This window comes from Vibrio panuliri, assembly GCF_009938205.1.
Classification (GTDB): domain Bacteria; phylum Pseudomonadota; class Gammaproteobacteria; order Enterobacterales; family Vibrionaceae; genus Vibrio; species Vibrio panuliri.
The window spans coordinates 3,134,358-3,160,764 of sequence record NZ_AP019654.1 but is presented as its reverse complement, the minus strand read 5'-3'; the positions used below and the strand labels follow the sequence as shown (position 1 = coordinate 3,160,764).

Here is a 26,407-nt window from a genome sequence, read left to right as displayed (position 1 = left end):
CTTACACTTAATGTGAGTGATCGATTTATCAGTTCTGGAATCAGTTCTGAGTTTTGTACTTAAAAAGCGGTAAGCCGAGGTTTCTCAATCAGGTACCTATGGCAAAATAGACCGTTATTGTAACCATGACCTTTCAGTCAAAAGAATGGAAAGAGCACCATGTCGCAGCAAGTCGTAGCAAGCCAACAAATTGAGTGGGATCAAACAGTTCTGGATAAGTACAACTACTCCGGTCCACGTTACACATCTTACCCAACCGCATTAGAGTTCCACGAAGCATTTACCGTGGCAGACTTTGATATGGCGTGCACGGCGTACCCAGAACGACCACTGTCGCTTTATATTCATATTCCATTCTGTCATAAGCTTTGTTACTACTGCGGATGCAACAAAGTGATTACCCGTCACGCCCACAAAGCTGATGAGTATCTCGATGTACTCGAGTTAGAAATCCGTACTCGTGCAGGTTTGCTGCAAGAGCGACGAGTCACGCAACTGCACTTTGGCGGTGGTACGCCAACGTTCCTAAACAAGGCGCAGATTAGCCGCATCATGGCGATTCTACGAGGCGAGTTTGACTTCGAAGCGTCGGCTGAAATCAGCATTGAAGTCGATCCCCGTGAAATCGAGCTTGATATGCTTGATCACTTGCGCGCAGAAGGTTTTAACCGTTTAAGTATCGGTGTGCAGGACTTTAATAAAGAAGTGCAAAAACTGGTAAATCGCGAGCAAGATGAAGCGTTTATTATCGCTATGGTTAAGCGTGCAAAAGACCTTGGCTTCCGCTCTACGAACCTTGATCTTATCTATGGTTTGCCAAAACAAACTCAAGAGTCATTTGCCAAGACACTATCACAAGTACTTGAGATGCAGCCTGGCCGTTTATCAGTGTTTAACTATGCGCATATGCCGCAACTTTTTGCTGCACAACGCAAGATTAAAGATGAAGACTTGCCACAAGCAACTGAAAAGATGGCGATTCTACAGCAGACAATTGGCACTTTGACTGGTGCTGGTTATCAGTTTATCGGTATGGATCACTTCGCTCTACCTGATGATGAGCTGGCAGTCGCACAGCGTAATGGCATTTTGCACCGTAATTTCCAAGGTTACACAACCCAAGGTGAATGTGACTTAATGGGCTTTGGTGTTTCTGCTATCTCTATGATTGGGGATGCCTACGCACAAAACCAGAAAGAGCTGAAGAAGTACTATGAGCAGGTGAACGAGCAGCGCCATGCTCTGTGGAAAGGCGTCTCTCTGGATAGTGATGACTTAGTTCGCCGTGAAGTCATTAAGCAACTGATCTGTAACTTTAAACTCGACAAAGTCTTTATTGAGCGCGAGTTTAAGGTCAACTTTAATCAGTACTTTGCTCAAGACTTAGAGTTACTACAAACCTTTATCAATGACGAGTTGGTGGAAGTAGATGAAAGCGAAATTCGCGTCACTTTACGTGGTCGTTTGCTGATCCGTAATATTTGTATGTGCTTTGATAAATATCTGCGTGACCGTGCTCGTCAGCAGCAATTTTCCCGCGTTATTTAATGGATTGCCGTTATCTCGAAAGCCACGCTAAGCGTGGCTTTTTTGTATTTGCTATCCGCCAGTTAAAGGGTGATGTATTTATCCTGTGCGACCTTCCACAGTGCTTTCACCAATGGGTTCTCAAGTTGTGAGCGTTTGCAGCATACGCCAAGCTCAAATGGTGCGATAGGCGCAACTTTTAAACGCTCGATCTTATCTCTTACAGGGCTGTTATTGATCACCACATCTGGCGCAATTCCCACACCACAACCGAGCGCCACCATGCTGACAATTGCCTCATGCCCTGAAACTTGAGCATAGATGTTGGGTTTAATTTTCATTGCTTTAAACCATGTATTGGCGCGCTCACGAGCGGTGCCCGCTTCCGGGACAATAAAAGGGAGTGAGTTCCAATTGGGGTTGTCGCTTTGTAGTTCTTGAGCAAAGTTACTGATCCCCGAAGGTGCGATAACGGATAGGGGAATTTCACTGATGGTTTCAAAAGCCACCCGTGAAGGAAGGTGATCTGGCATGGCGGCGATGGCGATATCGGCCTCATCACAGAGCACTTTCTCAATAGCTTGTGCAGGGTCGCCAGTGGAGAGTTTAAACTCGATAAAGGGATGCTGGAGGCGAAACTCCGACAGCAGTTCTGGTAAATGGCTATAGCTCGCTGTTACTGAGCAGAAAAGCCGAATTTCGCCCTTAAGTTCATTATCAGAATCGGCAAACTGCGCGTGGTAGTTTTGCCATTCTCCGAGAATATTTAGCGCAACAGGCAACAGTTTTTTTCCCGCTGAGGTCAGTTCAACACTACGGTTATCGCGTACAAATAAGCTTTGTCCTGTCTCTTGTTCGAGTTTTTGAATTTGGCGACTCAATGCTGATGGGCTGATATGCATTGCTTCTGCGGTTTTAGCGAAGCTCTTACTCTCGCATAAATGGATAAAGAGTTGCAGGCTCTTAATGTTCATCGTTTGTCACATCCATGTTGCATAAATTGCAATAACTAATTGTGAATATATCACTTTAAGCAACCTAATGTCTGTTTTAGTATCAGGTTATTCGGTAATCAATATTACCGACCCAATGGACAAAATTCTTAAAGGAGAGCCCACAATGGCTAACTATTTCAATACCCTAAACTTGCGTGAGCAATTGGACCAACTAGGTCGTTGTCGTTTTATGGATCGAAGTGAGTTTGCAACCGAAGCTGACTACCTGAAAGGGAAGAAAGTGGTCATTGTTGGCTGTGGTGCTCAAGGTCTTAACCAAGGCCTGAATATGCGCGATTCTGGTTTAGATGTCGCATACGCTCTTCGCCAAGCTGCGATTGATGAACAGCGCCAATCTTATAAAAATGCTAAAGAGAATGGTTTTGAAGTAGGCAGTTACGAAACCCTAATTCCTCAAGCGGATCTGGTCGTAAACCTCACGCCAGATAAGCAGCATACCAATGTAGTTGAAACCGTAATGCCGTTGATGAAGCAAGGCGCAGCACTAGGCTATTCACACGGCTTCAACATCGTTGAAGAAGGCATGCAAATCCGTAAAGACCTAACAGTCGTGATGGTCGCGCCTAAGTGTCCAGGTACCGAAGTACGTGAAGAATACAAACGTGGCTTTGGTGTACCAACACTAATCGCTGTTCACCCAGAGAACGATCCAAAAGGTGAAGGTTGGGATATTGCTAAAGCATGGGCAGCGGCAACAGGCGGTCACCGCGCAGGTTGTCTAGAGTCTTCATTTGTTGCGGAAGTAAAATCGGACCTAATGGGTGAGCAAACCATTCTATGCGGCATGCTGCAAGCGGGTTCTATCGTGTGTTACGAGAAGATGGTTGCGGAAGGTGTTGACCCAGGTTACGCAGGTAAACTGCTGCAATATGGTTGGGAAACCATCACAGAAGCACTGAAGTTTGGTGGTATCACCCACATGATGGACCGCCTATCAAACCCAGCCAAAATTAAAGCATTTGACCTATCAGAAGAGCTAAAAGATCTGATGCGTCCGCTATACAACAAGCATATGGATGACATCATTCAAGGTGAGTTCTCAAGCACTATGATGGCTGACTGGGCAAATGATGACGTGAATCTACTAGGCTGGCGTGCAGAAACGGGTGAAACCGCATTTGAAAACTACCCATCGACTGACGTTCAAATCAGCGAGCAAGAATACTTCGATAACGGTATTCTAATGATCGCTATGGTTCGTGCCGGGGTAGAACTGGCATTTGAAGCGATGACAGCATCAGGCATCATCGATGAGTCAGCATACTACGAATCACTACACGAACTACCGCTAATTGCGAACACAGTAGCACGTAAGCGTCTATACGAAATGAACGTAGTAATCTCAGATACAGCAGAATACGGTAACTACCTGTTCGCTAATGTAGCAACACCGCTACTGCGTGAGAAGTTTATGCCATCAGTAAACACAGATGTTATTGGTAAAGGTCTGCAAGTTGAATCAAACCAAGTTGATAACCAGCGTCTAATTGAAGTAAACGAAGCGATTCGTAACCACCCAGTTGAGTACATCGGTGAAGAGCTGCGTGGGTATATGACGGATATGAAGCATATCGCCGTGGGCGGCTAATTTCTTTGCTCTAGAGCTTAACCTCTTTGTTGGGAATTTAAGCGCTATAGCTTTGAAATAAATCTTAGCTATCTGATGTGCGCATCATCCTAGAATTTATCGCCCTATCCCTGCGAGATCTGAACGGTTTCCTTCGTGAGCTGAGTACTGTCGCGTTGAAATGAGGGATTAGAAGGTTTCTTCCTGCGGGATGGCTTTATTTGTACTAGCTTTAAAGAGCTCTGTTAGACAGAGTCGAAAAATACAAAGTACAGACACAACATTAATCGAAAGGCTTACTCTATTTGGGGTAAGCCTTTTTATTTGTTTGGTCGTTTTTATTATCCATTTTTGCCGCTTCTAAAACCTTGTCATTCCCTAGACCGAAGGGAGTAGGGAATCTGCTTTTTTTTGGAGGGAATGAGATCCCCAACTCGCTCGTCCCTCGCTCTTGAGGATGACGGGTATAGCGAGCGCTTGAGGAGAACGGCAATGGAGTTTAGTCGTTAGTTTTTGGCAGGAAGTAATCATGAGGTGGTGGCTATACGCAAGCCAAACCTTGTCATTCCCTAGACCGAAGGGAGTAGGGAATCTGCTTTTTTGGGGAGGGAATGAGATCCCCAACTCGCTCGTCCCTCGCTCTTGAGGATGACGAAATAGAGTGGGCTCTTAAGGATAATTAAGGAAAAGAGCCAATAAAAAAGGTTGATGCTTTCACATCAACCTTCATCAGCTTTTCTCGCTTATTTGTCCGCAAGCTTCGCTTCTAGATCCGCCAGTTTCTTTTCCATTTCGGTAAGTTTTTGGCGAGTACGTAGAAGTACTTGAGTTTGTACATCAAACTCTTCGCGGCTTACTACGTCTAGCTTGTTAAGCTGACCTTGAATTACTTGGCGAACTTTTTGGTCAACGTCTGCACCTAGGTCTTTCACTGGCTGCGGCATTGACTCATGAATCTGTTTAGCGATTTGCTCTAATTTCTTTGGGTCAAACATGGTGTTAACACTCCTGTATCTTTGGCGTCATTTTATGTAATTGATACGCAAATGTCGCTAGTTGTAGGGCAAAAAAGCGACTTTTGCGCTTGGCTTATCATCATTGTGACGCCATAAAAAAGGTCACCGAGGTGACCTTTTGAAGTGAGTAGTTGCGCGACTAGAGATTAGCTTTTCTTGGCGAGCTCACGACAAGCCGCTTTAGCTTCGTCAACTCTGGCTAACTTTTCTAAGTCTTTATCTTCAACAAACACAGGCAGTGGTTTGTGTTTCTCTGCTAGGTAGCTGTAAATCACAGGTAGTACAAACAGTGTAAACAGCGTACCAATGGCAAGACCTGCCACGATTACGATACCGATACTAAAGCGCTGCGCCGCACCTGCACCAGTGGCGTACATCAACGGGATTAGACCAGCAATCATTGCCGCAGTCGTCATTAGGATAGGGCGTAGACGCACTTTTGCCGCTTCCATCACCGCATCCATTTTGCTGAGTTTGTTGTGTAGCTGCTCTTCTTTGGCTACCTCACAAATCAAGATACCGTGTTTGGTGATAAGACCAACCAGCGTGATCAGACCGACCTGCGAGTAGATGTTCATCGTTGCCGCGCCCCAAGCCAGAGCAATCAATGCACCACAGATCGCCAGCGGTACCGACACCATGATTACGATTGGGTCTTTGACTGATTCAAACTGAATCGCAAGAACCAAGAAGATGATAGCCAAAGCGAGGCCGAATGTAGCGTAGAGTGCGCTACCTTCTGTTACGTATTGGCGAGCCTCACCCATGTAATCGTGGTTATAACCACTTGGTAGGGTATCGGCAGCGACATCTTCAAACCAAGTAATCGCATCACCCATAGCCGTGCCCGGTGCGGGTACGGCACCAACGGTGGCTGAGTTTAGCTGGTTGAAGTGTGGTAGTGAGCGAGGCTCAGCAACCACATCAATGGTAATTAGGCTACCAAGAGGCACCGCTTTACCATCGGCTGCGCGTACGTAGTAGTTATTCATTGATTCTGGGTTTAAGCGCCATTTACGCTCAACCTGAGGAATAACTTCGTACGAACGACCATTTAGATCGATGCGGTTAACGTAACCATCGGCCATCATGGTACTTAACGTGATACCAATGTCTTGCATCGTCACGCCGTAAGCACCAGCCTTGTCTTTATCGATATTGATTTTCATCGTTGCTGAATCGTAGTTCAGATCCAGATCCGAGTAGACAAACATCGGGTTAGACTTCACTTGCGTCAGCACCTCAGTGGCAATCGTAAATAGGCTCTCAAACGCATTTGGTGTGGTGATGACAAACTGGATTGGTAGACCTGAGCCTGCCCCTGGTAGTTCTGGCATCTGGAAGGCTGTTACTGCCATACCTGGCACGTTAGCAACCAAACCACCCACGCGATTCGTTACCTCAGCTTGGCTAGTATCACGCTCACTCCAAGGCACCATCGAAGCAATACCAAACGCTTGGTTTGAGTTCGGCACACCTGTAAACACCTGCGCAAACGCCACTTCTGGCTGATCAGACAAGATCTTGTTTACGTCGTTCATGGTGTTTTGCATGTAATCCAAGTTTGCATTCGATGGGGCAGTACCCATCAACATCACGACGCCTTTATCTTCAGAAGGCGCCAGCTCACTTGGGATAAACTTAAACAGCACTGGTAGTGTGGCAAATACGATCACTGCGAAAGCGAGAACGACAGGACGGTGGTCCATGACTGCTTTGAGCATTTTCGCGTAGCGATTGGTCATGCCATCAAGAACATGATGCACTTTTTGTTCAAACTTGCTTGGCTCTTCATTCGCTTTAAGCATTTTTGAACACATCATTGGCGACAGTGTCAGTGCCACGATACCGGACACGAATACCGAACCGGCGAGCGTTAGAGCGAACTCTTTAAACAGTGAGCCAGTGATACCCCCCATCAGAGCGATCGGCGCGTACACCGCACCCAGTGTTAGTGTCATCGCAATAACGGGTACCGCAATTTCGCGAGTACCGATAATCGCAGCGCGAAACGGTGATTCACCGAGTTTGATGTGACGGTCAACGTTCTCCAGTACTACGATCGCGTCATCCACCACCAGACCGATGGCGAGAACCATTGCCAGTAGTGTCATCAAGTTCCAAGAGAAGCCCATTGCCTGCATCACCATCGCCACACCAATCAGTGAGAGTGGAATGGTGACGATTGGGATAATTACCGCACGGAAAGAACCTAGGAACAGAGTAATGACCACCAGTACGATGACTGCCGCTTCAACGATGGTTTTTACAACTTCATGAATCGACTCATTAATTGCGATGGTCGAGTCATACATCACGTTCATTTTGATGGTGCTAGGGAGGTTGCGTTCAAGTTGTGGCAGTAGCTCTAACACATCCGCAGCAATGTTGATTGGGTTTGCACTAGGTGCCGCGTTGATAGCCGCTACTACGGCCTCTTGTCCATTCGCACTTGCACGGTAGATATCGTGACTTTTCGCTAGTGTGACTTTAGCGATATCGCCAAGGCGAATCACTTCACCATCATCCGATTTCACGACAAGATTCGATAACTCATCGACGTTGGATACTTGGGTATCTGCACTACCGTTGTAGAGAACAAACTCACCAATAGCCTGACCCGTTGCCGACTGATAGTTGTTGGCATTTAGGACGTTCATCACGTCAGTTGCCGTCATCTTAATCGCCGCCATCTTGGCAGGATCTAGCCAGATGCGCAGGGCGTATTTCATACCACCATAAAGGTCGACTTTCGAAACGCCGTTAACAGTAAACAACTGCGGGTTGATTACACGTTCTAGATAGTCCGTAATCTGGCTTGAAGAGAGCTCGTCACTGGTGAAACCGATATACAGCACCGCAGTCGTTGAGCCGGTCGACATAGTTACCGTTGGATCTTCTGCTTCTTTCGGTAATTGGGAACGAACCGAGTTAGTTTTCGCCAAAATATCCGATAGAGCGGCATTAGGATCGGTATTGAGCTTCATATTGACCGTAATGGTTGATTTACCCAATACGGATTGAGAAGTCATATAGTCGATATTGTCAGCCTGTGCGACGGCTTGCTCCAAAGGCTGTGTAATAAAGCCTTGGATAAGGTCGGCACTGGCACCGTAGTAACTGGTGGAAACCGTCACTACTGTGTTCGTCATTTCAGGGTATTCGCGAACCTGCATTTTGAATACGGCTTGTAGACCAAGCAACGCAATCAAAAAGCTGATCGATACCGCTAAAACTGGACGTTTAATAAAAACATCAGTAAAGCGCATGAATCCTCCAATTACAGCATTGGTGTTTCAGCAGGTGGTGTCGTTGCATCGCTTTCAACAACGCGAACTTTAGCACCATTACTTAGGCGGACTTGACCTGTGGTCACCACCACGTCACCCGGTTTTACGCCATCGAGGATATGGGCAATATCCGCTACGCGTTCACCGACTTTAACCACGTGCTGTTGAACACGTTTTGCGCCATCTTCTTCGGTCACGATGTAGACGTTGTCGCCATAAAGCGTATAGGTGATTGCTGTTTGTGGCAGCGTGACTTGATCAGAAAGTTTAGGTAGAACGATGTTAGCGCGGGCAAACATACCGCTGCGAAGTTTTCCGTCGCTGTTTGGAATATCAGCTTGCACTTGGATCAGACCACTTTGCACATTGACTGCTGGCTCAATAGCTGAAATAGACCCCATGAAAGGTGTTTCAGGATAAGCATCGACAAAGATTTCAACTTCTTGCTTGAGCTGGATACGAGAGATATCGGTTTGCGGTACAGTAAAGCGTAGACGCATTACGGTGGTATCTTCTAAACGAACGATATCTGTACCTGCTTGCAAGTATTGACCTAGGTAAACGTTACGAATACCCACCACACCTGCAAATGGTGCTTTGATTTCACGTCGATCAATCGATGCTTTTAAGCTCTCTATTTCGGCTTGCAATGAGAAGTAGTTAGCGCCTGCTTCATCATAAGCTTCTTTCGAAATAGAGCCTTTTTTATACAGCCCTTGGTAGCGTTTATATTTTGCTTGCGCGGCTGGCAGTTTCGCTTGTGCACTCTTTAGATTGGCTTTCTCTACTTCCGAGTCTAAGTTGACCAGTGGTTGACCTTCTTCAACCTGAGTTCCGGACTCGAAACTGATGCTGTCGATCACACCACTAGTTTCGTTCGCAACGGTGACCCCTTGGTTAGGTTCAATAAAACCGATCGCTTCAATAACCGGTACCCAATCAACCGGTTGTACTTCGGTTACCGTGACCGGAAACTCCGGCTCTGGTCGGTTGGCGAGATACTCAGCGATTTTCTGCTGTTTGAATAGATTGAAACCGATCACGCTACCAAACAGTAGCAAGGCGATGACAATCATGAAGAAAGTCCACTTTTTCATTCTTATTAGAACTCCAAGTTAGTGATTAATTACTGCGTCCCAGCTGGCATTGATGGCGGCTTCAATAGCGTCATCATCCAATTGGTAAAACCCCCACGCATGTTTACGAGCAAGTGCTACACACGCCTCAAATGTCAAACCTGACAAAACTTCATTGGCAATTGGTTTAAACAAACCTTGTGCTTTGCCGTCTTCGAATAACTTATGTACTTGATGAAATTTTTGTCTCTCTTGCGCACGAATTTCGATATCGGTATTGCAAGGGAGCGAATCATATTGCACTTGGTTGCTAAGCGCGTTTTTGTTTGATAGCGCTAAGTTCCAAGTGTTTAACCACATAATTCGGTAACGATCTTTCAGAGGTTCATCGCCTTCGATACCAGCCTGAACCGCGTCAGCGATTCGTTGAGTGACGTTAAGGCGAACCTCAGCAAGAAGGTGCTCTTTATCAGAAAAGTAACAGTAGATAGTGCCTGCAGCGACGCTAGCTTGTTTAGCGACTTTCTGCATTGATAAGCCATGAAATCCTGATTCCGCAATGACAGTTTCTGCGGCTTCGAGTATTTGCTGTCTTTTATCTACACTAGGTTTATTGATATTCAATTTAAACCGCCAATGAATGAACGTTCATTCATTATAGACTAGTTTGCCGCCAAAAGTTCAATAAAGTATTGCACTTATTAAGTAAAAATCTTGTCAACTCGCTAAGGGTGGAAGTATCGCAATTACCCACATTGACCCTATGACTTAAATATTAGCAATCGTCGTGTTGCACCATTATTATAGGCGCCATTAATTTTTCTGGATGAGACCACCATGAAGCTGAACCCCGGACAAGACCAAGCGGTTAAGTATGTGTCAGGCCCGTGCCTAGTATTAGCAGGCGCCGGCTCAGGTAAGACACGTGTAATCACGAACAAAATTGCTTATCTGGTTCAGCAATGCGGCTATAAAGCCCGCAATATCGCTGCAGTAACCTTTACCAATAAAGCGGCACGCGAAATGAAAGAGCGCGTGGGGCAAACGTTAGGTAAGCAAGAGTCGAAAGGTTTGATGGTCTCAACTTTTCATACGCTTGGTCTTAACATCATTAAACGTGAACATAAGCATCTGGGTTTAAAATCTGGTTTTTCTCTGTTTGATGATCAAGACCAACTCGCACTGTTGAAAGACCTCACTGAGAAACAGCTAGATGGCGACAAAGACTTGCTTCGTCAACTAATGAGTACGATCTCAAACTGGAAGAATGACATGTTGTCACCAGATGAAGCGAAGGCTCGAGCTCAAGGTGAACAACAGCAGCTATTTGCGTTCTGCTTTGAGATGTACCAGAAGCAAATGCGAGCTTATAACGCGCTCGATTTTGATGATTTAATTTTGATGCCGGTTTTGCTATTGCGTGGCAATAGTGAAGTTCGTCAACGATGGCAAAACAAGATCCGCTACTTGCTGGTGGATGAATATCAAGATACTAACACCAGCCAATATGAGTTGGTTCGTTTGCTTGTAGGTGAACGAGCGCGCTTTACCGTGGTAGGTGATGATGACCAGTCGATCTACTCTTGGCGTGGTGCAAAGCCACAAAACTTAGTGCTGCTTGGTGAGGATTACCCGAGCCTCAAGTTAATAAAACTTGAGCAAAACTACCGTTCTACCAATCGCATTTTGCGTTGTGCCAACATCCTGATTGCCAACAACCCTCACGTGTATGAGAAGTCTCTGTTCTCAGAGCTTCCGGATGGTGAGAAGCTCAAAGTATTGATGGCAAAAAATGAAGATCATGAAGCGGAGCGGGTGACGGGTGAAATTATCGCTCATAAATTTTTAAACCGTACCGATTATCGTGATTACGCCATTCTCTATCGTGGTAACCATCAGTCGCGTCTGATAGAAAAGTCGTTGATGCAAAACCGCGTACCATACAAACTTTCAGGTGGAACCTCGTTTTTTGCTCGTGCTGAGATAAAAGACATCATGGGCTACTTAAAAGTGTTGGTGAACCCAGACGATGACAACTCGTTTTTGCGTATTGTGAATACGCCGAAACGTGAGATTGGCCCTGTTACGTTAGAAAAACTCGGCAGTTACGCCAATATGCGCGGAAAGAGCTTGTTTGAGGCGAGCTTTGAAATGGGCTTAGAGCAACATCTCTCTGGTCGAGGTTTAGAAAATCTTCGTCGTTTTACTACTTGGTTAGTGGCAATTGCAGATCAAGCTGAGCGTGGCGACACGGTTGAAGCGGTGCGCTCGTTAGTGCGTGACATTCATTATGAAGATTGGTTGTACGAAACATCAGCTAGCCCGAAAGCGGCCGAGATGCGGATGAAGAATGTCTCCGACCTTTACTCTTGGATTGTTTCTGATCTTGAAGGAGACAACTATGACCAGGAAGAGAAGACCTTGCGAGAGGTGGTGCAGCGACTCACACTACGCGACATGATGGAGCGAGGTGAAGAGGACGACGACAGCGATGCTGTGCAGTTGATGACGTTGCATGCATCAAAAGGTTTGGAGTTTCCGTACGTTTACCTTATTGGTACCGAAGAAGGGATCTTGCCGCATCAAACCAGTATTGATGAAGACAATGTTGAAGAAGAGCGCCGTCTGATGTACGTGGGAATTACTCGTGCGCAGAAAGAGTTAACTTTTACGATGTGTCGTGAGCGTCGTCAGTTTGGTGAGTTGCTTAAACCAACCCAAAGTCGTTTCCTAGATGAGCTGCCATTTGATGATGTGGAATGGGAGCAAACCAAAAAGCCGGTTACCCAAGAAGAGCGTATGGCTAAAGGGCAGGCACATATCGCGAACCTTAGAGCGATGTTTAAGAAATAATCGTGCTTTGAGTGATAATAAAAAGGCTTGGTTTCCCAAGCCTTTTTTGCATTTACACCGAATTATAAACCTTCAATCATATGGTCAATAGCCGCGATGATTTCATCGTCAGAGCAGTCCATACATGAGCCTTTTGCTGGCATGGCATTGAAGCCGTTGATGGCATGATCGTTCAATACACTGCGACCCTGGGCAATTCGAGGAGCCCAGTCGTCGGCATTACCTGTTTTTGGTGCACCGCTCACGCCAGTAGAGTGACAAGCTGTACAGAAAGTACCATAGACGGTGGCGCCATCACGTGGACCAGTAGGTACTGCTGCTACGGGTTCACTGCCCGCAAGGTAAACATCACCCACAGGTTTAATCCTTTCTGCAATTGCATCATATTCTTCTTGGCTTACATTGGCTGCAAAAGTCGCACTAGAAAATGTTGCTGCAGCGATCAAAGCGGTTAAGATTTTTCGAGACATATCCATTAAACTCACTATACATTCCTGAGGGTAAGTTCATGCTTACCTTTTAATTAGAGTGTCATTTGACAAACAGACCAAATTGACTGTTAAATCAATGTAAACAGTGGGTGATTATATCTCGATAAGTTGTTGCAATAAACAATAACTTCACAACGAGCGGGGGTACATCACATGCTAATGTGCGTTTTATTTGACCTTTATTGTTGAAAAAGGCGTCAAACGATAAAAAAAGTTGAAAAAGTACTAGACGCAATAGTGTGATATCCGTATTATTCCACTCCGCCGATGGGGCATGCGCCCGTAGCTCAGCTGGATAGAGCGTTGGCCTCCGGAGCCAAAGGTCGAAGGTTCGAATCCTTTCGGGCGCGCCATATGCCTGGAGGTAATCGGTGAAAAAACAATGGTGGCTATAGCTCAGTTGGTAGAGTCCCGGATTGTGATTCCGGTTGTCGCGGGTTCAAATCCCGTTAGCCACCCCATTTTCTTTATGGAAATGGTTTAGGTAGCTTAGCTTCCTTTCTTAATGAAGAATTAAGATAAAACATCGTCGGTGAATCGTGTTACTTGTAGCGCATCTCGGCTCTTGGAATAAGCGGACCAGAGGGTTGACCCTCAACGCAAACCAAGTAAAAAAATAACTTGTCGGTGAATAGCGCAGCTTGGTAGCGCATCTGGTTTGGGACCAGAGGGTCGGGGGTTCGAATCCCTCTTCACCGACCACTATTTAGTTTAACGTTTTTAAACGGTAAACAGCACAACTTGATGGTGGCTATAGCTCAGTTGGTAGAGTCCCGGATTGTGATTCCGGTTGTCGCGGGTTCGAATCCCGTTAGCCACCCCATTTTTCTTTATGAAAATGGTTCAGGTAGCTTAGCTTCCTTTCTTAATGAAGAATTGAGATAAAACATCGTCGGTGAATAGCGCAGCTTGGTAGCGCATCTGGTTTGGGACCAGAGGGTCGGGGGTTCGAATCCCTCTTCACCGACCACCATTCAAGGCCTCGTCAGAAATGACGGGGCCTTTTTGCATTTACAGCATAAAGCTAAGTCTGCACATGCTGAGTCGGGGTCTGGAGTGCCAGTCCAATGGAGTGCCAGTCCAATCGAATCCCTCTTCACCGACCACTATACGAAGCCCTAGACTGGGCGTCCCCGACAAAAGACTAGGGCTTTTTCACATCTAAAGTTTGGCGAAAGCGGCAAATATGCCAACCCTCCGAAACTTAACTTATCGCTTTTCTCTTCACTATTTACCACTTAAGACCTCAACTGATTGTCCCCATTTATCCGCCTGAGTTACTCAATTAACAGTGCTTGTTTAGTGCCTATCGCCGACATAACTCGGTAATAACTATAAAGTCATTAAGACTATTATGTGTTTTGAGTGTGGTTTATCCATCTGCTTTTCTAACAAATTTTAATTTTAGTGGCTCTCATAATAACTTGTGGTGGTTGTTTGTTTTGTATTTGTTAAAAGTGAATTGTGACTAAATATTCAATAACTATCGGATGAGGTTGGCTGGTTATATTGATGTATTTAGTTTGAGATTCTATTTGACTAGATATTTATGCACTGGCAAGATTACGACTTGCTTAAAATATGAGCAAAGACAACTTTTTATTCTGTCTTTGTTGCAATTGTGTGAAATATTTGCCAAATTGAACAGCTTGTAACTACCAGAACAGCATGCTGGCAGTTGAATGGAATCAATTTTACAGACAGGGCAGGGATCTGCCGCAGCAGTAGAGGTCTGGTAATGTCGCTTTTAGAAGTAAAAAATCTTCGTATTGAATACCCTTCTCGTCACGGGGTGCACGCCGCAGTAAAGTCATTGTCGTTCAATATTGAGCGTGGTGAGATTGTTGGTGTTGTTGGAGAATCTGGGGCGGGTAAGTCAACGGTTGGTAACGCGGTTATTGATCTACTTAGTCCACCAGGAACCGTCGCTGGTGGTGAAGTCTTTCTCGATGGTGAGAAAATTTCAGGTCTTTCACCGCAAAAGATGCGTCAAGTTCGCGGTTCGAAAATTGGCTTTATTTTCCAAGACCCGATGACTTCGCTCAACCCTCTTTTTACCGTTGAGCATCAACTTAAAGAAACCATCCACGCCAACATGAATGTGTCCGATGAAGAGGCTTATCAGCGAGCGCTTTCTTTGATGCAGCAGGTCGGTATACCGCAACCGGAAAATCGCTTAAAGCAATACCCGCACCAATTTTCTGGTGGTATGCGCCAGCGCGTGGTGATTGCTATCGCTTTAGCGGGTGAGCCAGATTTGATCATCGCGGACGAACCTACGACAGCACTGGATGTTTCTATCCAAGATCAAATACTTAGCCTTATCAGAGAGTTGTGTGTAAAGAACAATGTAGGCTGCATGTTAGTGACTCACGATATGGGCGTTGTTTCTAACGTTACTGATCGCGTCGCGGTAATGTATCGTGGTGAGCTTGTCGAGTTTGGAGCAACAAGTAAAGTTCTGGGTGACCCAGACCATGCCTATACGCGCAGCCTTATTTCTGCTGTCCCACGCTCAGACGTTAAGCTCGACCGTTTCCCATTGGTGAGCTATATCGAGGAAGCGAGTGAGCTTGAACCGCTTGATATTAAGAACCACTGGTTAGGGCAAAGCCAAGATCAGCGTGATTATACGGGTGCTCTACTGCAAGTTGATAATGTTAACCTGCGTTTCATTACCAAGGATTCTTTGTTTGAAAGCCGCCGAGAGTATGTTCAAGCCTCAAATAATGTGAGTTTTGAGGTATTTGAAGGTGAGACGTTTGGTTTGGTTGGTGAATCTGGTTCAGGTAAGTCGACCATCGCTCGTGTGATTGCGGGTTTATACCAACCTAACTCAGGGCGCGTTACGTTTGAAGGTATCGACTTAACATCATTGACCTCAGAGAAAGAGCGTCGTCCGATGCGCCGTCAAATGCAGATGGTCTTCCAGAACCCATATACTTCGATGAATCCACGTATGAAAGTGTTCGATATCATCGCAGAGCCGATTCGATTTCATAAGCTTACTCACAATGAAACAGAAACAAGACAGATCGTTAACGATCTTCTGGATCACGTCGGTTTGGGCGTGATGGCAGGTGTTAAGTACCCACATGAGTTCTCTGGTGGGCAACGTCAACGTATTTCAATTGCCCGTGCATTAGCTACGCGGCCACGTCTGTTGATTTGTGATGAGCCAACTTCCGCATTGGATGTGTCTGTGCAGGCACAAATCCTCAACTTACTTAAAGATCTGCAAGATGAGTTAAATCTGACCATGTTGTTTATCAGCCACGACTTACCAGTGATTCGTCAAATGTGCGACCGAGTCGGGGTGATGCAAATGGGAACGCTATTGGAAGTCGCGCCAACAGAACAACTCTTTACTCGTCCTCAGCATGAGTACAGCAAACAACTTATTTCATTAATGCCGGAGTTTACTGGCCTAAGAGAAGAAGTAAAAACGGCATAAGTCGTGGGTAACCAAGCTGTTGGTTACTTATTAGATGCAAACACAACACAACGAGGGATTGAAATCCCGCATAAGGAGTTATGCAATGAAAACCATGAAGAGCAAAATCGCAGTCGCTTTAATGGCTGCTGGCTTGAGCTTTAGTGCAGCCGCAGCGGACATCACAGTCGCTTATGACGCTGATCCAGTATCCTTGGATCCACATGAGCAATTGTCAGGCGGTACACTGCAAATGTCACACATGGTGTTTGATCCACTGGTACGCTTTACCCAAGAGATGAAATTTGAGCCGCGTTTGGCTGAGTCTTGGCAGCGTGTGGATAATGAAACAATGCGCTTTAACCTACGTAAAGGGGTGAAGTTCCATTCAGGTAATGAGCTAACCGCTGATGATGTTGTTTGGACATTTAACCGCCTGAAAAGCTCACCAGATTTCAAAGGTATTTTTGGTCCATTGGTCTCGCTAACCAAAGTTGATGATTACACAGTAGAAGTTAAGACAGATGGCACTTATCCACTGATTGAAAACGTCGCAACTTACATCTTCCCAATGGATAGCAAGTTTTACTCAGGCAAAACAGCAGACGGCAAAGACAAAGCAGAGCTAGTCAAACACGGTAACTCGTTTGCATCGACGAATGTATCAGGTACTGGTCCGTTTGTTATTACATCGCGTGAGCAAGGCGTTAAGGTCGAATTTGAGCGTTTCGCGGATTACTGGGACAAAGACGCCGGCAATGTCGACAAAATTACGTTAGTGCCAATCAAAGAAGACGCCACTCGAGTTGCAGCTTTGCTGTCCGGTGATGTAGATATGATTGCTCCAGTTTCACCCAATGATTACAAGCGCATTCAGGATGCGAAAAGTGTCGATCTTTACACCATGCCGGGCACGCGTGTGATTACCTTCCAAATGAACCAAAACAGCAACCCTGCTTTGAAAGATGTTCGAGTGCGTCAAGCGATTGTCTACGCGATCAATAACGAAGGTATTGTTAAGAAAATCATGAAGGGAGCTGCGACCGCTGCTTCTCAACAGAGTCCAGTTGGTTATGCTGGTTATAACGAGGAATTAAAACCACGTTATGACTTGAAGAAAGCCAAACAGTTAATGAAAGAAGCTGGTTACGAAGATGGCTTTACGCTAACGATGATGGCACCGAATAACCGCTACGTGAACGATGACAAGATTGCTCAAGCATCAGCAGCAATGCTATCGAAAATTGGTATTAAGGTTGACCTAAAAACCATGCCAAAAGCGCAATACTGGCCTGAGTTTGATAAGTGTGCGGCTGACATGCTGATGATTGGTTGGCACCCAGATACTGAAGATTCAGGTAACTTCACCGAGTTCTTGACTATGACACGCAATGCGGAGACTGGTAAAGGGCAATACAACTGTGGTTACTATTCAAACCCAGCAGTGGACAAATTGGTTGAAGATTCGAACACAGAAACGGATCTAGTGAAACGTGGTGAGATGCTAAAACAGGTAGAAGCGACGTTGTATGATGAGGCGGCATTTGTTCCTCTACATTGGCAAGATCCATCATGGGCAGCTAAGAGCAACGTGGATATTCAACCAATTATCAATGGTATGAACTTCCCTTACTTCGGCGACCTAGTGGTTAAGTAGATCTGTCGATGATGAGATAAGACTGAGCACTGATGCTCAGCCTTGCAGGTACCTAGCTTTGCATCAGTCGGGCTAGGTACTGGCTAACAGACTGATTATTTAACTGCCATAAGCGCAGTTAGATTTCTATGGAAAGAGAAAGGGGCAAGGAATGTTTTCGTTTCTGGTCAAGCGCCTGTTTCAGGCACTGATAGTGATGTTTGTGATCAGTTTAGTGGCGTTTGCCATTCAAGATAACTTGGGTGATCCGCTACGTGAGCTTGTCGGTCAATCGGTTTCAGAGACCGAACGCCAAGCCTTACGTGACGAGCTCGGCTTGAACGATCCCTTCATTACAAAATACACCCGCTTTGTTGGTAATGCACTACAGGGCGATTTGGGTACATCCTATTTTTTTAAACGTCCTGCCGCGGACGTTATTCTCGATAAGTTAGTTCCTACCCTTGAACTGGTATTTGGTGCTGCTGTGATTATTGTCGCGCTCTCTATACCGCTCGGGGTCTATTCAGCTATTCATCCTAAGAGCTTCTTTACAAAAGTGGTGATGGCGATGAGTAGTGTAGGGATCTCCATTCCTGTGTTTTTGACGGCCATCATGCTGATGTACGTTTTTTCGATTGAGTTAGGTTGGTTGCCTTCGTATGGGCGTGGGGAAACCGCCAATGTACTGGGCTGGGAGTCCGGTTACTTTACTGTTGATGGTCTCGCTCATTTAGTGCTGCCATGTATCTCTCTCGCATCGATTATGCTGCCGCTGTTTATCCGTTTAGTGCGTTCAGAAATGCTGGAAGTTTTAAGCTCTGAGTACATTAAATTTGCTAAAGCGAAAGGACTGAATCTGCAGAAAATTTACTATCAGCACGCATTGAAGAACACCATGCTACCAGTTCTCACTGTCGGCGGTGTGCAAATCGGTACTATGGTGGCATACACCATTCTTACGGAAACCGTGTTCCAATGGCCGGGTATGGGCTTTTTGTTCCTTGAGGCGATTAACCGTGTCGATACACCACTGATTACCGCTTACGTTATTTTTGTCGGTTTAATCTTTGTGGTGACCAATACTATTGTCGATCTGCTGTATGGATTGATTAACCCGACGGTTAACTTAACAGGAAAAGGAGCATAACCATGGATCAAACAGTCACTGCTCCTTCTCGTTGGGAGCGATTTAAGCAATCAGATTTTCTTTACTACTTCCTTCGCGATAAGGTCGCGATGGTTAGTTTTGCGGTGTTTATGATGTTTTTGGTGTTAGCACTTGCGGCACCGATCATTTCTCCGACTGACCCATACGATCTGAGCTCCATCGATATTATGGACTCCGAGTTGCCCCCATCATGGATGGAAGAGGGCGATGAACGTTTTGTGCTCGGAACCGATGAGCAAGGGCGCGATATTCTATCAACGATTCTTTATGGTTCACGTCTGTCATTGACGATTGGCTTTTTAGCCGTTGGCTTACAACTGATTCTGGGAATTGTGATTGGACTATCCGCAGGATACTTTGGCGGAAGAATAGATAGCTTCTTAATGCGTTTCGCCGATGTGCAGTTGTCTTTTTCTACTATGATGGTGGCGATTATTGTTTCGGCGATATTTAAAGCCAGTTTTGGTAGTGAGTTTTACAGCCAATATGCGGTGGTCATGTTGGTAGTGATCATCGGTATCGCTGAATGGCCACAATATGCGCGAACAATTCGAGCGTCAGTATTAGCAGAAAAGAAAAAAGAGTACGTTGAAGCCGCTCGAGTGATGGGCTTTAAAGCACCACGTATTATGTTCCGCCATATTTTACCTAACTGCTTATCGCCGATTTTAGTTATCTCTACCGTTCAGGTGGCAAATGCCATTATGTCGGAAGCGGCACTCTCTTTCCTCGGGTTAGGTTTACCTGTTGACCAACCATCTTTGGGGGCGCTAATCAGTATCGGCTTTAACTATATCTTCTCGGGGGCGTGGTGGATTACTGCCTTCCCAGGAATTGTGTTGGTGACGTTAGTATTGGTGATTAACTTATTAGGCGATTGGCTACGAGATGTATTTAACCCCAAAATCTATAAGGGTTAATAATTCACGCTTAACCAGCACAAGTTAGTCTTCCACAAGAAAACCGCGTAATTACGCGGTTTTTTTGCGTCTATTGTTTATGCTGTAAATATGGAATCTTTGTTTTTGCCGTCTTGTTTCGAAAAGTTGTAAAAATTGTTGTCTTATAGGCAGCTTTTAAATTGAGCGCTAGTGTGCAACTTGAACCAAAGGTATGACGTGAAATTAGAAAAATCAGGCTCAATAAGAGCAATCCACGCAGACGGTTCTGTATGGAAAGGGACCAATGAAGTGTGGTCAAGCCAAGCTGAATTTGGCCAAGAGGGTGTATTACAAGCATTGCTTGAGCTGTCTTTATCGGAGAGAAATAAATGAAGAAACGTATAAGTCGCTTATCTTTTTCATATTTTTCCGTGACATGTTTGCTCGCATTCTACTTTGCTGTTGTGCTTAACCTACCAATTTACAAAGAGTTAGAGCATATATTTAGTCAGATGGAAACGGTGAAACTGGGGTTTATCATTTCCATTCCTTTTTTCTTCTGGGCGGCGCTTAACCTTATTTTTACTCTGTTTAGTTGGCCTTACATCACCAAGCCGTTTTTTTCTATCTTGCTGATTCTATCTGCGTTAGTCAGCTACGCTGGGTTTAACTACGGTACTATCTTTGATACCAACATGATCACCAATATCATGCAAACGGATAGTGGTGAGGCAAGTGCTTACTTAAGTGTCTATTCGGTCGTTTGGTTGCTTGTCTTAGGAGTATTACCTGCTATTGGGCTGATGTCGGTGCCTATCAAAGCTCAGTCTTGGTTAAAGTTGATTGGTCTAAAGTTAGTTTCAATACTGATTTCAGTCTTGGTTATTGTCGCGATTGCAGGGTTATATTTTCAGGATTACGCCTCAGTTGGTCGAAATAATAGCTACTTAAAGCATGTGATTATCCCAACTCAGTTTGTAGGGGCGACAGTAAAATATGTTAAGCAGACGTATTTTAATACCCCAATCGTCTATAAGAATATTGGCTTGGATGCGCATCAATCGTCTCAAGCACTAACCCAAGCAAAGGACAAACCGACGCTGCTGGTGTTGGTGGTTGGAGAGACGGCGCGCTCGCAAAACTATCAATTAAATGGCTATTCACGACCTACCAACCCGTATACCGATAAATTGGATGTTGTGTCATTTCAAGACGTACGTTCGTGTGGTACGGCAACTGCAGTTTCACTGCCTTGCATGTTCTCGATATTGACTCATGATAACTATGATCATGATGTGGCAGTAAACCAAGATAACGTTATCGATATCCTTAAACGAGCAGGGATTGGCATGGTATGGGAAGATGATGATGGCGGAGATAAGACCGTTGCCGACCATATTGCTCGTCAGATGATGAATCGTCATCGAGTTGACGCAACGTGCGATGGGGATACTTGCTATGACATGGTTTTATTGGAAAACTTCGATGAGAATGTCGCTAAGTTATCGGGCAATCGTATGATTGCTTTACATTTAATCGGCAGTCACGGACCCACCTATTATAAGCGTTATCCTCCAGAAATGGCCGTTTTTCAACCTGACTGCCCTCGTGCTGATATTGAAAACTGTACAGAAGAGCAGATTCTGAATAGTTACGACAATACGATTCGCTACACTGACTATGTGTTGAGTCAATTGATTGAACGCTTGAGTCAGTTAGAAGATAAGTACAACACAGCCCTAATATATTTATCTGATCATGGTGAGTCACTGGGTGAGGGCGGCATATTTTTGCATGGTGCGCCATATGCGATTGCCCCTGACTATCAAACGACAGTGCCGTTCATTGTTTGGTTGTCCCCAGAGTTTCAAGCAGTAAAACAGATAGACTACGATTGTTTAAAGCAAGTCGCTAAACGGAAGAAAACGCACTCGCATGACAACTTATTCCACTCTTTACTGGGAATCATGGATGTTAGCACGCAGGTTTATCAACCTAAGTTGGATATTTTCTCTCGCTGTCGGGTCGCAAATTAGTTATTTAGACTCCAAATAGTGATCTATACCTAAGATTTACACAGTGCAAACTTCCTAAACTAACAGCCGCTTATTAAAGCGGCTCTTTTTTTGCATCCACATTTTCTCAACACAGATTAAATTACCCTAGTAGGATTGTGATTCTTGCTTTAGCGGTACTGTTGGTGGAGGTGTGGATGAGTTTGATTAGCAAATTATGGCTAATAAGTCGCTCTAATTTTGGCGCTTTTCCGTTCGTCAATCGCCAACGCCAGATACAATACAACAAAGGTCAATCAACCTATATGGATATTAAAATGCTGCCGATTTCTGCTACACGCGCCAAATTACTGACGATGATGGCGCTGGGTGGCGCTTGCTTTACTTTGCCTGTCAGTGCAGAGGCATTTCTGTGTGACGCAACTCAGGCATCTGCTCAAGAATTGCCGCTGCTGGCTTCTTCTTGCCCGATCGGCAAAGGCCTATGGGGTAAGCAGCAACCACGAGGCGATCAGTCTACGTTTTGGATTCAGTGTGGTGTGTTGTCCAAGCCCTTATCAGTAGATGAAGCGAAGTTAATTTATCAGCACATATCGACGGATGTATGGGCGAAAATTGAAGGTAAAAATGCGCGTTGCTTGATCGGACCTTATCAGGATTTTAGTACTGCAAATAAAGAGCTTAAAGCGGTTAAGAAACTGCAACCATACAAAGAAGCCTTTGTGCGTGAAGTCGTCAAAGGTGCTCCTCCGGTTGTTGAGAAAACCAAGCTCGCGCCAGCGGTGGTAAGTAAGTCGTCTACACCTAAAGCCGCGACGCCTGCTCGTCAATCTACAACTATCATTCCGCCCGCCAGTTCAGCGAAGATCGAACCAATAAAAACAGTGCCAGAAAAGGCTGCTGCTAAGTCCGATAAGTTGGAAATTTCGATTCGTCGTGAACTTAAAGTAGGCAACCTACATTTCAAAGTACCATATCTACCGTTTAGTGATGATCAGTTCTACATGGAATACGACATTCCGTGGAATCGCCTTGACTTTGCCAGAGCGAACCATGTTTGTCAGGTGTTAGGTATGGAAGTGCCAAATCCACAGCAATGGCAAACATTACTGGCTGCTGATGTGATGAAGAGTCACCAATGGCCAATGTATTTACCATATTGGGGGGCTGATAACTCTGCGTTGTTTACAAGTGGAAGAGTCACTCAAACATCCGGTAAATCGCTACTGAATGTGATGTGTGTGAAGTAAGAGTGACTTATAAAACATACCCCAGTATTGAACTGGGGTATGGTGAGGTAGCTTAGTCTTCGGCAATCGGTAGATTGTCAGTAATCTGTTTCATTGATTCAGCCTTGTCTGAGTAAAGTGCATATTGAATATTTGCACTGTTGCTCGACTTAGCGATGTCCCAGTTTATGCCAATGTAGAAGTCTCCGAAATCACGCTGAACATAGCGGTAACGCGTTTTTTCATCTGACTCAGTACCTAGTTCAGGATCGCCTGCGGCTTCAACAACCTTAAGTTTTGAGTAACCGTTGTTATCTTCTACTAGCCATGAACCTAGAGTATATAAGCCTTCAGGTGCAATAGAAGTAAACGAATATTGGTCTTCGCTGGTGTAGTGATACTCACCTGATGTATAGCTTAGAATCGTGTCATCCCCGAATCTATGACTTTCCACACCAAGCTCATACTCTTTAGCGCCAAGAGTCACTTTGTTTTCGATTGCTCCAACTTCTGCAAAAGGAGTGTCTGTTGAATCTAGCCAGAATAACTCGTCATCCGTTTTTAAGATAATTTGGTATTGAGGTGTTTCACCCGATGTTATTTTGTTTTGATATAGCATCTGGTAAGAGTAGCGATGACCATCCTCTGATGCCGTTACTTCAGTTAATGTACCATTTGGGTTAATGGTGACATCCCAACAATCTTTATTCTCCTGCTTATCATAATCACTTTGATTATCTAGGTTCTGTAAAATAGACAGGATTTTATCGCTACCTTGATGACTGATATTGGTTTTGTACGGGTCTTGAGATGAACCTTCTTCAAAGTCTAGTCCCCAGCAGATTGCTAGAGTGCCATTTAAGTTACGTAGCATGGCGTAAGCAATTTCACCGTCATTACGGGCAAAACTACCCATTTTCCAGAGCTGGTTATTAAAGTGCTCTTCAGTAAAGCTCAGTTCCACTGGAGCCGTAGTCTCATCACCTTGTACGTTAGGTAATGTAATACGCTTCATTTCCGAAGTGATGCCGTCGACTGCATCAGGGGTGATGCCGGCTGCAACGTAGAAATCACCATTATTGACAGCTTGAGTTGGAGTTCCAGAAATAGTTAGAGTGCCAGTAGAGTCGTCGACGTTTACCATAAGACCTGGAATAGACGTTTGGCCGTTAGAGTCAGAGCCTTTTAAACCAGCAAAGTATTCAATTGGACCATGTGGGTTGTGAGCTGGGAAAATACTTGCCAGAGTGGTTTCAAACTGTACTGAGCCAATCGGCTGATTCACTTTTAATTGACCAAGTTGGCTGTTGATTTCGCTTTGCAGTTTGCTTAAAGCCTGGGTATCGACACTAAAGCTTGGTAGTGGTGCCTTTTCGATTGCTGCTAGTGTGAATTCTTGCTCAGCATACTCAATTCCATCAAATGCAGTAATCGTGATGGTTTCACCACCGGCATATTCTTTGTTTGGTTTGCCAGAAATTACCAGCTCATTTTGCTCGTTAATAACAGCCTTTAAACCACTAACAGAGGTTTTTGCATAGTATTGCAAGTTGGTCTGTTCTTCATCAATGAACAGGTCTGCAATTGACATTTTTTCGTGAGCGTCAACGTCTACATTGGCAAATAACTCAATGCTACCAATCCAGTCTTGTAGCAGTGCTTGTTGTTGTGAAACAACTTGCGGTGCAGTATTTGGTAGCTCAACGCGTAAGGTAAATATTGAGGCTACCGCACCAACAGACGTTTTCTCAGTATCTAGATCATCTGCGCTAACTTTGAGCATGTATGATTGACGCTTAGCAAACTTACCGTTTTCGGTTAGATCGCCATTCAAGACAAGTTGACCACCATTGTCGACGCGCGCAGTCATGATGATTGCATTCGTTGGGATATCAATAATTTCGGCAGTGACGTTGATAAGATTATTGTCTTTATCACTGAATAACATGACATTTTTGCCATTTTCCTCAGCCGATAGATCGATGGTTAGCTGAATGTCGTGAGACTCTAGTACTGGCTCAAGTGAAAGTTTGATTGCATCAACAACGGAACTGTTGATTTCTAGTTTATTGTTGACCTTGACCGTAGCGCTACCATCACTTGAAACTTCTACCGAAGGTTTAAAGTCGGGTTTATCGAGTAACTCTTTATTTTCTGGTTTGTTGACGATCTCTGTCGCTTCTTGAGCGATAGTCATTGCCGTATTGGCATCGTATTTATCACCAGCTTTTGCTTTTGATTCGGTAAGAATTTGTGCGGTTTTATGCAAGGCATGGTTTTGTGATGCAATTACATCACTGAATGCCGTATCGCCTTCAATACCTAGCTTTTCGTTTACTTTGTCTTTAGCGGCCTCAATGGCTTGAGGTGTGGGATTTGCCCCAGCCTGAACGACAACAAGGTCGGTCAATGGAGAAATAATCGATTCGCCAGGGAGTGTGCGTAAAACAACCTCATGGCTCATTGCTTGAGTTGGATGATCCATATCCGTAGTAAACTGCCCACTAAACATGACGGGATCGCGAGCAATAAGTGCCTTTTGTACGTTACCGCCAGGAATAATTGTTTGCAGGGCAAGTACAGCATTTTGAGGTAAATCTGCTTTATTGATCGCGAGATTACCTTTGCTGTCAGTAAAACCGAAAATTTGCTCATCTGTGTCGAGTTTGCCATTGGGTGTACGATCTTCAAATACAACAGCATTCTTAAAGTAGCCATCAAAACCAGTGATAACGACACTGTCTGCTTGAGCCGTTTTATCAGCAGAGCCATCTGAACCACCACAACCAGCTAGAGCTAGTGCAACTGAAGTTGCCAAAAGGGTCAACTTTTTATTCATTACACAAATTCCTTCTTATTATTTGTTTTATTTATAAAATTTGCCGAAAGGCGGCGCATTTTCACGGAATGGTGTATGGTTTGTATATCTGAGTTTAATTGAAACGTGTTTTAAATCACAAAAAAGTCAATTTTTTCTGACAAATAGATGATTATTTATGCTCTTTTCCGATTAAAGTGGAATGTAAGTCTCATTTTTGAAGGGTAGTTTTGAACAAGCTATGTATAGAGTTGGCCTTTTCGTCATTAAACGTATGAAGGTGAATGGCTGTTCAAGCGACTTCGCCTCGGAGTTTCACCCATCACAATGCAAAAGAACTAAGTCGCGAAAATTTAAAGAAAAAGCCAGTCGATTCTCGACTGGCTTT

16 protein-coding genes and 5 tRNA genes are annotated in these 26,407 nt (G+C 44.8%); 14 read left to right on the top strand and 7 right to left on the bottom strand.

Annotated elements, in window-relative coordinates; all coding sequences use genetic code 11:
• Positions 1-159 precede the first annotated feature (159 nt).
• Positions 160-1,548, top strand: coding sequence for an oxygen-independent coproporphyrinogen III oxidase (gene hemN, locus GZK95_RS14535; protein ID WP_075706386.1), 1,389 nt, complete (start codon positions 160-162; stop codon positions 1,546-1,548).
• Between the two features lie 62 nt (positions 1,549-1,610).
• Here the strand turns inward: hemN and ilvY are convergent, their stop codons facing one another.
• Positions 1,611-2,501 carry an HTH-type transcriptional activator IlvY gene (gene ilvY, locus GZK95_RS14530; protein ID WP_075714824.1) on the bottom strand — a complete coding sequence of 297 codons (891 nt, stop codon included), beginning with the start codon at positions 2,499-2,501 and terminating at the stop codon, positions 1,611-1,613.
• 145 nt (positions 2,502-2,646) lie between these two features.
• On the opposite strand from ilvY, the gene ilvC reads away from it, so the two are divergent.
• Entirely contained in the window at positions 2,647-4,131 is a 1,485-nt protein-coding gene (gene ilvC, locus GZK95_RS14525; protein WP_075714822.1) for a ketol-acid reductoisomerase, read from the top strand.
• 722 nt (positions 4,132-4,853) lie between these two features.
• Here the strand turns inward: ilvC and ubiK are convergent.
• The 4 genes from ubiK to GZK95_RS14505 all read right to left on the bottom strand — a co-directional run bounded on the left by ubiK (position 4,854) and on the right by GZK95_RS14505 (position 10,110).
• On the bottom strand, positions 4,854-5,105 hold the full coding sequence (gene ubiK, locus GZK95_RS14520; RefSeq protein WP_075647726.1) for a ubiquinone biosynthesis accessory factor UbiK: 252 nt from the start codon (positions 5,103-5,105) through the stop codon (positions 4,854-4,856).
• 167 nt (positions 5,106-5,272) lie between these two features.
• On the bottom strand, positions 5,273-8,395 hold the full coding sequence (locus GZK95_RS14515) for a multidrug efflux RND transporter permease subunit (RefSeq protein WP_075714820.1): 3,123 nt from the start codon (positions 8,393-8,395) through the stop codon (positions 5,273-5,275).
• Between the two features lie 11 nt (positions 8,396-8,406).
• Positions 8,407-9,513 carry an efflux RND transporter periplasmic adaptor subunit gene (locus GZK95_RS14510; RefSeq protein ID WP_075706382.1) on the bottom strand — a complete coding sequence of 369 codons (1,107 nt, stop codon included), beginning with the start codon at positions 9,511-9,513 and terminating at the stop codon, positions 8,407-8,409.
• A gap of 18 nt (positions 9,514-9,531) precedes the next feature.
• Positions 9,532-10,110, bottom strand: coding sequence for a TetR/AcrR family transcriptional regulator (locus GZK95_RS14505; RefSeq protein WP_075706431.1), 579 nt, complete (start codon positions 10,108-10,110; stop codon positions 9,532-9,534).
• Between the two features lie 219 nt (positions 10,111-10,329).
• Between GZK95_RS14505 and rep the strand changes: the two genes are divergently transcribed.
• Complete coding sequence (gene rep, locus GZK95_RS14500; protein WP_075706381.1) at positions 10,330-12,345, top strand: DNA helicase Rep; 2,016 nt, start codon at positions 10,330-10,332, stop codon at positions 12,343-12,345.
• Between the two features lie 62 nt (positions 12,346-12,407).
• On the opposite strand, the gene GZK95_RS14495 is transcribed toward rep, so the two are convergent.
• Positions 12,408-12,821 (bottom strand): c-type cytochrome, encoded by a 414-nt coding sequence (locus tag GZK95_RS14495; protein ID WP_075706380.1) that lies wholly within the window; start codon positions 12,819-12,821, stop codon positions 12,408-12,410.
• A 291-nt stretch (positions 12,822-13,112) separates the two neighbouring features.
• Here GZK95_RS14495 and GZK95_RS14490 point away from each other — a divergent pair.
• From GZK95_RS14490 to GZK95_RS14440, 11 genes are all read left to right on the top strand, one after another.
• A tRNA-Arg gene (locus tag GZK95_RS14490) sits at positions 13,113-13,189 on the top strand.
• Positions 13,190-13,221: 32 nt separating this feature from the next.
• Positions 13,222-13,297 (top strand) — tRNA-His (locus tag GZK95_RS14485).
• Between the two features lie 164 nt (positions 13,298-13,461).
• Positions 13,462-13,538: transfer RNA gene (locus tag GZK95_RS14480), tRNA-Pro, on the top strand.
• A gap of 45 nt (positions 13,539-13,583) precedes the next feature.
• Positions 13,584-13,659 (top strand) — tRNA-His (locus GZK95_RS14475).
• 70 nt (positions 13,660-13,729) lie between these two features.
• Positions 13,730-13,806 (top strand) — tRNA-Pro (locus GZK95_RS14470).
• Between the two features lie 768 nt (positions 13,807-14,574).
• Positions 14,575-16,290: a dipeptide ABC transporter ATP-binding protein gene (locus tag GZK95_RS14465; protein WP_075714818.1), complete on the top strand. Its 1,716-nt coding sequence runs from the start codon at positions 14,575-14,577 to the stop codon at positions 16,288-16,290.
• A gap of 85 nt (positions 16,291-16,375) precedes the next feature.
• Positions 16,376-17,926: an ABC transporter substrate-binding protein gene (locus tag GZK95_RS14460; RefSeq protein WP_075714816.1), complete on the top strand. Its 1,551-nt coding sequence runs from the start codon at positions 16,376-16,378 to the stop codon at positions 17,924-17,926.
• Positions 17,927-18,077: 151 nt separating this feature from the next.
• Positions 18,078-19,055: an ABC transporter permease gene (locus GZK95_RS14455; RefSeq protein WP_075706377.1), complete on the top strand. Its 978-nt coding sequence runs from the start codon at positions 18,078-18,080 to the stop codon at positions 19,053-19,055.
• A 2-nt stretch (positions 19,056-19,057) separates the two neighbouring features.
• Positions 19,058-19,996: an ABC transporter permease gene (locus GZK95_RS14450; protein WP_075706376.1), complete on the top strand. Its 939-nt coding sequence runs from the start codon at positions 19,058-19,060 to the stop codon at positions 19,994-19,996.
• A 350-nt stretch (positions 19,997-20,346) separates the two neighbouring features.
• Complete coding sequence (locus GZK95_RS14445; RefSeq protein WP_075714812.1) at positions 20,347-21,993, top strand: phosphoethanolamine transferase; 1,647 nt, start codon at positions 20,347-20,349, stop codon at positions 21,991-21,993.
• Between the two features lie 176 nt (positions 21,994-22,169).
• Positions 22,170-23,222, top strand: a complete 1,053-nt coding sequence (locus GZK95_RS14440; RefSeq protein WP_225623931.1) for an SPOR domain-containing protein — start codon at positions 22,170-22,172, stop codon at positions 23,220-23,222.
• A gap of 52 nt (positions 23,223-23,274) precedes the next feature.
• Here GZK95_RS14440 and GZK95_RS14435 read toward each other — a convergent pair whose 3' ends face one another.
• Positions 23,275-26,040, bottom strand: coding sequence for a hypothetical protein (locus GZK95_RS14435; protein ID WP_075714810.1), 2,766 nt, complete (start codon positions 26,038-26,040; stop codon positions 23,275-23,277).
• Positions 26,041-26,407 lie beyond the last annotated feature (367 nt).